The sequence below is a fragment of the Bacillus sp. ES1-5 genome (assembly GCF_022487605.1).
Taxonomy (GTDB): Bacteria; Bacillota; Bacilli; order Bacillales; family Bacillaceae_G; genus Bacillus_A; species Bacillus_A wiedmannii.
The window spans coordinates 1-11,034 of record NZ_JAKVPU010000020.1; the positions used below are offsets into that span (position 1 = coordinate 1).

Here is an 11,034-nt window from a genome sequence, read left to right on the forward strand (position 1 = left end):
AACGTACAATGAATTGCAAAAATTACTTACAATTGCATAAGATTTAATTGTACTCACCCTAAATTTTTATCTGTTAAGAAACTTTGCAACAGAACCGTATGGAGCATCAGTTTGTAAAAAAACAATTGGGGAATACTCCAATTGTTTTTTTACTCATCCAATTCATTTGGTTGTATCTTGTTATACCATTTATTTATTTTCCCTTTATAGTACTTCTCTACTTCATATTCAGGAATCCATATTTCACGCTCGTGAATTTTTGCTAGTACTTGTTCTAAAACATCCTCATGTTCTGCTGGTTTTAGCCTTCAATTATAAGATTTCGCCTTAGATATATATGCTTCTCTCAGCCAATTTGAAATAATTTCACGTTTTTTTGCTTCAGATGAGACCATTTTTTATTTGTTTGTATTAGTTGACCAGCGGAGAAATTTTCGGACATACATCCCTTATCTCTTAGGTTTCACATCACATGTGAGATGCGTAGGGTTTGCAAAGAAATGCATGTTTTATTAAGAAGGTGCAAAAAATCTCGATAGATAAATTAAGGTTATGCTAATTTTGAAATAGCATATGATAACAATATACTTAAAGATAATACATCCTCAATATTTTATTGAAAATAACAACAGGAGGAATACAAAGAAAAAACGGTGATATTACATCTCTATTATATAGATCAGAATTTATCCCGAAAAAAGGTTCAGATAAAATTGAAGGCACTTAATTCCTTCCATATAGCATCCATATCTAAAATCTCAAAATTCGTTTCTTTAGGTATTTTATCAGCAATAACACACATATGGTAATTTAATTCCTTGAAAAATAAACTTTCAAATTCTTTACCATCTGTTTTTATTCTGATTATTTGTCCATACTGTAAATTCTTAGGACAAACGAGTTTATTTCTCATGTCTATAATTCGTCCACCATTTCTTTTTGTAAATGCCTCTTTATAACATAATGCATTCCAGTAATACTCTTTTTTTTCACTTTTCTCTAATTCATGTAAATAACTCTGTTCTTCTTCGCTAAAAAAAAATGGGACAAAACCTTCATTTATTTTTCTTTCATATAAAACGTCGATTCCTAATTCTTGTTTAGCTATCCCTAATACAACAATATTCTTACTATGAGATAGATTAAAATACACTGGAGCGCTTTTCAAATAAGGTTTCCCGTATTCACCATAATATATTTTAATATTCGAAATATCAATTCCTATCCTCAGCAAAGTGTAACGAAGTAATAAATCTCCTGCAAAAATAGTTTGTTTTCTATGCTTACTCAAACTTGAAAAATACCTGTTCCTATTTTCTACTATACAAGTATCTAACAAACTATAATGTTTTTCATGTATTAAACCCATATCTAATAAAAATATTTGCATAGTTATTTATTTTGTCTTTTGAAGATCATAATAGATACCACAGTAAATACAATCATCGTAATAATAATCATCCACAAACTGTATGCTGTACTAACAAGCTTGTCATTCAATTCATATACTATGCCATAATGTGTTTTATATTCTAGTATTTGTTCTGGTGTCGCCTGTTTAAATACAGTCTGAATTGAATCTTTCATGAATATTTCCCGTAAGAGAACTGCCGTATGGCTGATGGGAAAATACATAATAATATTTTGAACAAAGTTAGGCACGCCACCAATAGGAACATATACACCACATAAAAAACCAATAGCTGTTCCAACAACTGTACTTAATGTCGAGAAAGCATTTTGAGTATTAATAAAAAGGACTAAAAATAGGTTAATTGAACTAGACAAGGCAACTGACAGAATGATAATACCTATAACTTTCAACATTTCCATACCACTCAGTACTTCACTGCCTGTTAGGACAAGAAATATTTCACAGCCAACGAGGGCAAGTAACGAAAAAAACAATCCGATTACAAATGAATTAACAACATAACTTAACTGTATTGTAGCTCTCGATAGTGGAGCTGTTAAAAAATCAAATGCTTTTTTACTTTCTTTATCTTTGACCATAATACCAAACGCACCTAACGTTGTCGTTACAGCCGTAATAGATAATAGTCCTGCGACCATCCACTCATTCACCATTGCTTTAGAAGCTGTTGTTAGGTCGACAACTTTTTTAATTGCGTCAATTTGGGTTTGTTGCAAAAATACTGCATACAATAAAATCACAATAAACACTGACAATAGTGAGAGAAGTAATAACGTTCGATCACGACGATATATTTTATTATTTCTGCTAATCAAATAGAATAAAGATTTCACTGTATGACGCTCCCTTTTCCCTCAATAATATTGATAAAGACGTCATCCATACTACCTTTAATAACCTCAAAAGATTCTACTTGCCCCTCTAATTCCTTTAAAATATCATAGGCATTTAAGGTGCTCGATACGCGAATAGTATAAATTGAATTTCTCAACGTATAGGGTATATTTTTTTCTTTTAACCATGTTTTATAATCAAATGTATCATTAAATATTAAATGCAAACTATCAAAAGTATACCTATCCTTTAATTGACTAGGTGTACCTTCCGCAACTAAACGCCCTTCTTTAATGACTACGACATTATCAGCAACGGCGGCTTCTTCCATATAATGTGTCGTTAAAAAAATCGTCATATTCGTTTCTTCTTGTAACCTCTTAATTGCATCCCAAACAAATAACCTTGTTTGCGGATCCAAACCCGTTGTTGGTTCATCTAAAAACAAAATATTAGGTTTATGAATAATAGCTCTTGCTATATCAGCTCGCCGTCTTTGTCCACCAGATAAAGCACCATACCTTTTTTCTTTAATATCACTTAAATTTAAATACTCTGAAATGAAATCGTAGTTTTCTTGGATTTGTATTTTACTCAAATTATAATATTCACCACGATTAATAATATTTTCATAAACAGTCAGGCGTTCATCTAGTAAACTTTCTTGAAATACAACACCAATTTTTTTTCGGATATGATTGTTTCCTTTACCAAGTTGATAGTTATCAATCAAGACATCACCTGAAGTTTTTTGGAGCAAAGTGCATAAAATATCTATTGTTGTTGATTTTCCAGCTCCATTTGTCCCCAGAAAAGCAAATAATTCACCTTTTTTTACAGAAAATGATATTCCTTTTACAGCTTCAAATTCACCATATTTTTTTTGTAAATTACTTACTTTAATAATGGTTTGTTCTTTTGACATTAGTTCCACCTCAATATGATAATTATTAAACTAAATTGATAAACCACCATCAACTGTGATAATTTCTCCGGTTATGTATCCTGAACTGCTTTCTGCAAGAAAATAGGTTAATTCACTCACATCACTTGGACTACCAAATTGCTGTAACGGAATCATTTTTAACAGGGTACTTCCCTCTAAATCACGTGTCATGTCTGAGTGAATAAAACCTGGGCATATAGCATTAACCCGCACTTTATATCGTCCCAACTCTTTTGCCAAAGTTTTTGTTAACCCATTGATTCCTGCTTTAGATGCACTGTAATTCACCTGCCCTTCAATAGCTTTAATACCAGAAACAGAAGAAACGTTAACAATGCTACCATAACCTTGATTGATCATGTATTTAGACACAAATTTACAACAATTAAACGTGCCATTTAAATTAGTATCAATGACTTCCTTCCAAGATTTTTGATTCATGAATGTTATTGTTTTATCCTTATTAATTCCAGCATTATTTACTAAACAATCAATTCGTTCATTGGTTAAATAAATCTCATTTATAAACTCTTTTACTTGATGATAATCTCTAATATCAACTCGGACCGCAGTAATTCCAGGATATTTCTTTTTAATCATGTTAGCTTTTTCTTCATTACTTAAGTAAGTAAAATAAACGTTATAATCATTTTCGTAAAACTTTTCAATTATTGATTGTCCTAGGTCTCCGGTACCACCTGTTATAATTACTGTTTTTTTCATAATGAAACCTCTTTAGATTTTGAATTTATTTTTAAAATACTGTCGGTACCAATTTCATTCGTTTCAACAATTAATGTTTTTTCTTTTAACTCTAGTGCAGTAATTAATTTCAAAAAACCACTTAATGCATTCGAAGTTCCTATACTTTCTGCAGTATTTATTATATTAATATTGTGAGACACCATGCTATTTCTTAAGTAAGCAGAAATTAGTTCATCATTATTGTTAGATGATCCATAAATTAGATTATTAAATTGCTTATTTTTCATCTCCTCTTCTAATTTTAAAATTATTTTCTCTCTATTCTCTTCATAATGTTGAAAACTATAAATCTTTTCAATCGAAGCATAACTATCTTCATTCTTTTCAATAATTACCGTAACAGCTCCCGTAATAGTTTTTACATTATGTATGTTATTCCCTAAATGATAAATTGAATTTTCTTCATTTCCTTCAACAGCTGTAACAATTGCAACATCAATTACATTATTATTTATATATTCCGTAGCCATCTTTAATGCATCAATTCCAGATAGATTCCCAGAAATCACTGTAGAATTTACTCCTGTTATTCCATAGACAATGGAGGCCCATCCTGAAATATTATTCAATACCGTGCTAGAAAATTTTAACGGACTAACAAAATCTGCTGTCGTTTCATATACATCTGACATAAAATGAAGAGCTCCATCAGTAGGATTTAATGTACTTCCTACAAAGACCCCAATTCTTTCTGGACGATGCTGATTGTATTTCAAACCAGCATCATTTATTGCATCACTAATTGAAGCAATGGCTAAATTTGTGGCTTTTGTTAGAGAACGAAGTCCTTTATATTTAATATATTTTTTTATATCAAAATCTTCAGGCTCGCTGACACCATTTATTTTCATGCCGCTCTTTATACTATCAGCATTGACTTTCAAAGGAAGAACCTTACCTACACCAATAATATTCATGTTGATATTCATCCTTTCATCTCATCAGTTTTCACTAAATTTTTTAAAAATCACGGTAGAGTTTGCCCCACCAAATGCAGATGAATTATTCATGGCATACTCAATATGAAAATTCCGTGCCGTATTCGGTATACAATCAATATCGCAATTTTCATCCTCTATTTCAAAATTTATTGTTGGAGGAGCAGTATTTTCGTTCACAGCGTTACAACATACAATTGCTTCTAGTAGACTTGCAGCCCCCATAGAATGACCTATCATTGACTTTATTGAACTCATAGGTACTTTCCTCTTAAATAATGTATTTACTGCAAAAGATTCAGCTTTATCATTTGCTTGAGTTCCTGTACCATGCGCACTAATGTAATCTATATCTTCTAGCTCAATATTTGCTTTTTGCACCGCATTCTCCATAGATTGTATGATTCCAGCGGATTCGGGGTGTGGTGCGGTAATATGATTTGCATCACAAGAAACTCCATAGCCAACTATCTCTGCTAAGATATTAGCACCCCTTTCTTGAGCATGGTTCAATTCTTCTAGAACTAAACATCCTGCCCCTTCAGCAACGAGCATACCATCTCTATTTTTAGAAAATGGTTTGCATTTACTCGAAGCAATAGCTTTCAATCTATTAAAACCATAATATGCTATAGTCGAAAAAGGATCCTCTCCTGCTGTAAAGCAAATAGTTTGTTCCCCACTCCTTATTTTTTCATATCCTTGAATAATTGCATAGTTCCCAGCAGAACAAGCGTTAGCAATTAACATGGTCTCTCCTTGCAATGAGAATTCTCTACAAGCATTTGCTAATAACCCATGTAAAAAAGATTGATCTAGAAGGTGCTGTGGGCTAGAATTTCCTATGTAACGATTGTAATCTGTCATCTCAATAGCAATTTCTCCCATAGTTGTTCCAACAAATAAATCTGCTTTCTCATAAGTATGACGATTTAAATTGGCGTTATTTATAGCATCATACATACTGGCTATTAATAGATTTGAACCTCTTCCTATTGATTTATAATCATTTACCTTAGTAAATTTAGAAGGGTTAAAATTATGAATTTGCCCTCCATATTTAGGGGCTAGCAACTGTAGCCCCTCTTTTTTAATTAAGGAGATTCCTGACAATCCTTTTATACAAGATTCCCAAAATTCTTTAGAATTCATCCCTATTGAAGTGATTGCTCCGGTCCCTGTGACAACTACTCTTTTCAAATTATTCATCTCCCAAAAGTGTAAACGTTAATTCCCCATATGCACATTTTATATCATTTACTTTTACTGTAGCCTCCACTATAGCGGCTTTGCTTATTTTCTTTACTACACTTACACTTATCATCAGCTGATCTCCAGGTACAATGATTTTCTTAAATTTTATATTTGTATGATAAAGAAGAGGAATATTGTTTCTGGTTTCTACTGATGGACCTTCTAGCTGTGCAAACAATAGAATAGCTGATTGTGCCATCGCTTCAGTTACGTACACGCCCGGAAAAATTTTCTTATTAGGAAAATGCCCTTGGAAGCACGGTTCATTCCCACTAACATTTTTAATACATATCATTTTAGAGCCATCGAACTCAAATACCTTATCTACCATAAGAAATGGATATCGTTGTGGCAATATATCTAACACATACTCATGCGTCAAAAAATTCATAATACCCCTTCCTTACTATTCTCTTCAATTACAGAAATAATGTTATTTAATGATGTAAATTTCTGTAGTTCCTCTTCAGGTATCTTAATTTGAAACTCTTTTTCAATACCAGCTAGAATCTCTAAAGCCATCATCGAATCTGCATCTAGCTCTTCTACTAAATCTGTGTCATCCTTTATATCTTCAATTTCAACCTCAAGAACTTCTGCAATCATTTGAATCAATTTTTCTTTTTGTATTTTGTCCATTAAAAACAATCCTTTCATCGTCTATATTTGGATATCCACTACCCTTTGATTCACTTTCATGACATCTAATTTCATAGGACATTGGTAGGATTTACCTCTATATAGTTTATAATCACCTACCTGTGAAAATCCTATTCTCTCATACATCTTTTTTGCCGTACTTCTGCTTTGTAAAAGAAGATGTGTGATTTTCTCAGTAATAATAACATCCTTCGCCTTGTTAAATAAAAGTTCTAAAACTTTCCCCTTCAGAGATACAGTTTTTGTATAGGGAGTATCTAATACTACCAGCCTTAAAACCTCTGCATATTTTTCACCTTTTTTCGGCATTAAATTATGAGTTTTCTCAACTTCTAATAGCTCATTACCCCTTTTCACGACTAAAGAAAAAAAACCAACTAATATATCCCCTTCATAACACCCTAAATGGTAAGCATATTCATCATACGCATCTTTTAATAAACCATTTTCATAATTTTCAGCAGGTATAGTTTTTTCCTTCTCAACAAACGTTTTATACCTAATTGAATAAAGTTCATTTTTTTCTTTTTCTGATTCTAAAATTTTAACCTTTAGCATTACATTCACCTCCTCATAAAGATAAAAATAAGCATATATTCATATTATCTCCAAAATAGGTTGAAATTTGAAATTAAGTAAAATACAACCTTAAAGTAATTCTATCATTTATTTCCTTATATTTCAATATATACATTTATGGTAATTATAATTAACATCATGAATTTTCACAAAAATTCATGATGTAACCTTCGAAAACATTAAGGTTCTTTTTTACCTTTTCACCCTTTTATTTAACACTTCTCATTTTGCAGGACAATTGTTTATGGGGATAAAATTGATTTTTCCACATTAAACGATATGTCTATTGCAAAATAGTAGATGCAGTTTTCATACTGCTTAGGCTAACTTATAATCTAATGTTGGATCAAACGTATACATCTGTGAAGGATAAGGCGATGCAATCATAGAAATTTATTTATAGAATACAAAAATTTCTCTTTCCACTACATTCATATGAATACCTCACATGGGAAAAATATCTCATATGAAGTCCTTAAACAGAATTTTAATCCAGTAATCAGGAGTAGTTATTAAACAAATTCAGTCTTACCGTGAAATAGTTGTTACAAACCTTATAACAGTAATGAATTTTAGTGGATTAGAACATCATAAAGTTTTTTCATCCTTAGACTGTAAATGATTATTCTTAAATGTACAGTTTCGCTTGTATAAAGATGTACAGAAATGCCTTAAATATCGACAGAAATTCTTTGTTTCTAGATGTGTACTAACGCCTTTCGCTAACGCTGCAGTTGTTGACATACATGTAGTTGAAACGGTTTTGTTACACAAATCCAATTCAACTACATGCATGAAAAAGTAAAAAAACAGTATACACCAGACACCCTTGTACGTATATTTTGGGCTAAAATGGCTTAGTAGCAATAGTTTCCCTAGACTTTCCCAATCATTTTTGGACGTATTTATTCAATCAAAAGTGTACATTTGTAAACTAGCATTTATATTAGACTTATTTGGAAAGTATGTAATCCCTGCTTTTAAGTGAAAATTTGATAACTTCAAAAGAGATGATTTTATTTACTGCCATTTCTCCTGAATAATTTAAGAATGGACAAAAATAAACCCTCAAAATTCCTCATTAGTCATCCATGCTACGAGGACGATAGGAATGACTACCAAGAATCATAACCACCCTTCTAAAGGGTGGTTAAGCCTATACTACCGGCCAGCGCCTAAAGGCGCTAGCTTTCACCCACATTCAAGCCTCTATTGCGCCACCCCTGAAGGGCTATTTGTATGACATGCTACCCTTTAAAAGGGTCTGTGTATTCTTTTACACTTAATTTATCTAATGCTATATCGTGTTTTCCTGATCTTGAATATATTTTTTAATTGTCGCTTCATTCAATCCGACCGTACTCACATAATATCCTTCAGGTTCTAGTGCTTCATGAATATCACTTGATTTTTTTAATTGCTTTCTTAAGCCACGTTGTTTTTTTGATGATTTTCTTCTAAATGCAGCTTGATCTTATTTATCATTTCTTCTGTTAGTTTTCTTTTCTTCCTAGGCCCTTTCTTATAACTGGGCTTTTCAACAATTGCTTGAATTAACTCACCAGTATCCATGTTTGAATCTGGTAATTAGTTAGCTTTACTCTGTTCATATTCATTGATGTATTTACTAACAGTTTCACGATTTACACCACCTAATTTCGCGATTTTTCGTCTAGAGTATCCCTCCTGTAAATATAACAATAGTATTGCTTGTTTCTTTTTCAGATTAATCATCTCCCACAATTCTACAAAATTATCAGTATGGATTCATTATAGACTGGCTGGTTTTTTGTAGATTTACAATAAAAATTGACCCACCCCTAAAATAAAAATACAATGCTCTCATGACAAAATGAGAGGGGTTTGTTTAGGGGAATGATTACGATTGAAAAGTGGACAGCAATTCGAGCGGTGAAGCAAGAAAGACATTCTATTCAATCCATTACTAAGTTATTAAGTGTCTCAAGAAATACTGTAAGAAAAGCATTTACATTTGATTCTTTAATGATTTATATACCAATTTGAATGAGATAATTAAACTCTCTCTATCTTAAAATCACACTTAAAACGCAATTACTTATTATTGAAATAAATGAATTTAAGTTGTGTTAACCATTCTTCGAATCTCCACTTTTAATGTAATAAGTTCCTTCTCAATATATATACGTCCTTGAATTAGTTTACTCTGAAGTTGTCTTAAGTCTTTTGAAGATTCTTTGTCTATTAACATATAAACTTGGGTCAAACTAATCATTATCTTAATATCACTCAAAGCATCTTGAATAATTCGATCGAACTGTTTTTGCTCACTACAATAAATTACTTTTAATACCTTTTCCATACAAGTAGTCATTTTTTGTTCTAAAATATAGATAAATCTCTTGGTATCTAAATCCATCTCACTTCCCCCCACCTTCAATATGGTTCTGTACCATGTCTGTCCATGAATAAATGATTTATCTAATTTATAAAATATCAAAAAAACTGGCGATTAATATTTTATCACATTAGGAAATAAAATCCATATAAAATATTACCTAATATAGGAATTTTTATTCTTTTTCTAATATATAACCTCGTTTTAGCTATATCAAAATAAAAAAATAGAATACCTCACAGAAAAATGTTATTTTACATACACGAGCTGACTTTCACCGGAACAATTTAGCGTAAATATATATTTTTCATTACCTAACCTAATATTAACATTATATAAACTTCCTATATTGTACATGTATACTTCCGGTTCAAAATCATGTGTGAATTCATAACGATGGGACGCATTTTCAATAGCTGTATATACATAGTCAGCAAAACTATCCGGTTCCATCAAGCACTTATCCCATACTTCCCCCACTTTGTTTCATCCTTAACTATATTATTTTCAAAATCAAATGATAGAGTACTATATTTCATTTCAAATCCCCTTTTTATAATATATCCTACTTCTATAAATGTGCCTCTCTTATATTGGTAATGGCACTGTACTACACGTCACTTTGTCCATGAAAATGCTGCTTTGCACAATAAAGGTCCTAGCCTACGATCATTCTTATAATAAAGTAAGTTGAATAAATCCATCATTATTTTCTTTAGAGTTTTCATTATCCTTTATAATCTTGCTTTTTTCCTGTTTTAATTCCGCTTCAATTTCTTTCTCCTCACGTTTAAGTTTTTTTTTCATAAACCATTGCGGTAGCCCTGAAGGGAAATACTTTCTTTCGTAAGCAGTACGTTCTTCTTTATCGATACATCTATATTCATCCCAAAACTTATCTTGAAAAGCTTCTATTTCTTCTTTTGTAAAGTGCGGTAGCTCATAATGCTCCTTGTTTAAAAGTTCTTGTTTTTTATACAACTTTTCTTTTTCTAATTGAACTCGAATACGCTCTTCTTCATTTTTACGTATTCTTTCTTTTTGAATACGCAACTCTTCCTGTTGCCTTTGCAATTCTTCTATTTTTAGCTTTCTCTCTAATTTTTGTTCATACTTATCTAGAAGTTCCTTGTAAAATTGAGTTTCTAGGTTCTGTTGCAAAGTTTCTTAACCTAGTTACAATCTAGAAAAAAGAGGCGAGGAGAATTACACATGCGATATTTTAAAGGAAAACAGTTCAAGAAAG

General features: G+C 31.4%; 15 protein-coding genes and 2 pseudogenes. 1 reads left to right on the plus strand and 16 read right to left on the minus strand.

All coding sequences use genetic code 11. The features are described from left to right. Positions 1 to 149: 149 nt before the first annotated feature. From MKO96_RS28835 to MKO96_RS28895, 13 genes and pseudogenes are all read right to left on the minus strand, one after another. Positions 150 to 442, minus strand: a pseudogene (locus MKO96_RS28835) (transposase). A 261-nt stretch (positions 443 to 703) separates the two neighbouring features. Beyond that, complete coding sequence (locus tag MKO96_RS28840) at positions 704 to 1,291, minus strand: 4'-phosphopantetheinyl transferase family protein (protein ID WP_164971108.1); 588 nt, start codon at positions 1,289 to 1,291, stop codon at positions 704 to 706. Positions 1,292 to 1,392: 101 nt separating this feature from the next. Beyond that, entirely contained in the window at positions 1,393 to 2,268 is an 876-nt protein-coding gene (locus MKO96_RS28845) for an ABC transporter permease (RefSeq protein ID WP_128975382.1), read from the minus strand. Next, positions 2,265 to 3,194, minus strand: a complete 930-nt coding sequence (locus tag MKO96_RS28850) for an ABC transporter ATP-binding protein (RefSeq protein WP_240589310.1) — start codon at positions 3,192 to 3,194, stop codon at positions 2,265 to 2,267. Before MKO96_RS28850 ends, MKO96_RS28845 begins: the two co-directional genes overlap by 4 nt. Positions 3,195 to 3,224: 30 nt before the next feature. After that, the gene (gene fabG / locus MKO96_RS28855) at positions 3,225 to 3,938 is read right to left on the minus strand and encodes a 3-oxoacyl-ACP reductase FabG (RefSeq protein WP_016135694.1); all 714 of its coding nucleotides are present in this window, start codon (positions 3,936 to 3,938) and stop codon (positions 3,225 to 3,227) included. Continuing rightward, on the minus strand, positions 3,935 to 4,897 hold the full coding sequence (locus MKO96_RS28860; protein ID WP_240589311.1) for a beta-ketoacyl synthase N-terminal-like domain-containing protein: 963 nt from the start codon (positions 4,895 to 4,897) through the stop codon (positions 3,935 to 3,937). Before MKO96_RS28860 ends, fabG begins: the two co-directional genes overlap by 4 nt. A gap of 24 nt (positions 4,898 to 4,921) precedes the next feature. Continuing rightward, the gene (locus tag MKO96_RS28865; protein WP_229188543.1) at positions 4,922 to 6,127 is read right to left on the minus strand and encodes a beta-ketoacyl-[acyl-carrier-protein] synthase family protein; all 1,206 of its coding nucleotides are present in this window, start codon (positions 6,125 to 6,127) and stop codon (positions 4,922 to 4,924) included. Next, positions 6,120 to 6,563, minus strand: a complete 444-nt coding sequence (gene fabZ, locus MKO96_RS28870) for a 3-hydroxyacyl-ACP dehydratase FabZ (protein ID WP_240589312.1) — start codon at positions 6,561 to 6,563, stop codon at positions 6,120 to 6,122. Before fabZ ends, MKO96_RS28865 begins: the two co-directional genes overlap by 8 nt. Continuing rightward, positions 6,560 to 6,811 (minus strand): acyl carrier protein, encoded by a 252-nt coding sequence (locus MKO96_RS28875; protein WP_016135698.1) that lies wholly within the window; start codon positions 6,809 to 6,811, stop codon positions 6,560 to 6,562. The genes fabZ and MKO96_RS28875 overlap by 4 nt, the downstream gene beginning before the upstream one ends. A 21-nt stretch (positions 6,812 to 6,832) precedes the next feature. Continuing rightward, positions 6,833 to 7,390: a GNAT family N-acetyltransferase gene (locus tag MKO96_RS28880; RefSeq protein WP_240589313.1), complete on the minus strand. Its 558-nt coding sequence runs from the start codon at positions 7,388 to 7,390 to the stop codon at positions 6,833 to 6,835. Positions 7,391 to 8,658: 1,268 nt separating this feature from the next. Next, positions 8,659 to 8,789 (minus strand): annotated as a pseudogene (locus MKO96_RS28885) (IS200/IS605 family transposase); the annotation flags it as partial. Between the two features lie 47 nt (positions 8,790 to 8,836). After that, positions 8,837 to 8,983: a hypothetical protein gene (locus MKO96_RS28890; protein ID WP_154214403.1), complete on the minus strand. Its 147-nt coding sequence runs from the start codon at positions 8,981 to 8,983 to the stop codon at positions 8,837 to 8,839. Positions 8,984 to 8,998: 15 nt separating this feature from the next. Next, entirely contained in the window at positions 8,999 to 9,145 is a 147-nt protein-coding gene (locus MKO96_RS28895) for a helix-turn-helix domain-containing protein (protein ID WP_128975385.1), read from the minus strand. Between the two features lie 141 nt (positions 9,146 to 9,286). Here MKO96_RS28895 and MKO96_RS28900 point away from each other — a divergent pair, with 141 nt between their 5' ends. After that, on the plus strand, positions 9,287 to 9,436 hold the full coding sequence (locus MKO96_RS28900) for a helix-turn-helix domain-containing protein (RefSeq protein WP_240589314.1): 150 nt from the start codon (positions 9,287 to 9,289) through the stop codon (positions 9,434 to 9,436). Between the two features lie 73 nt (positions 9,437 to 9,509). Here the strand turns inward: MKO96_RS28900 and MKO96_RS28905 are convergent, their stop codons facing one another. The 3 genes from MKO96_RS28905 to MKO96_RS28915 all read right to left on the minus strand — a co-directional run bounded on the left by MKO96_RS28905 (position 9,510) and on the right by MKO96_RS28915 (position 10,949). Further along, positions 9,510 to 9,809, minus strand: a complete 300-nt coding sequence (locus tag MKO96_RS28905) for a hypothetical protein (protein WP_240589315.1) — start codon at positions 9,807 to 9,809, stop codon at positions 9,510 to 9,512. 228 nt (positions 9,810 to 10,037) lie between these two features. Further along, positions 10,038 to 10,268, minus strand: coding sequence for a hypothetical protein (locus MKO96_RS28910; protein ID WP_016135703.1), 231 nt, complete (start codon positions 10,266 to 10,268; stop codon positions 10,038 to 10,040). A 195-nt stretch (positions 10,269 to 10,463) separates the two neighbouring features. Then, on the minus strand, positions 10,464 to 10,949 hold the full coding sequence (locus MKO96_RS28915; protein ID WP_240589316.1) for a hypothetical protein: 486 nt from the start codon (positions 10,947 to 10,949) through the stop codon (positions 10,464 to 10,466). Positions 10,950 to 11,034: the final 85 nt, after the last annotated feature.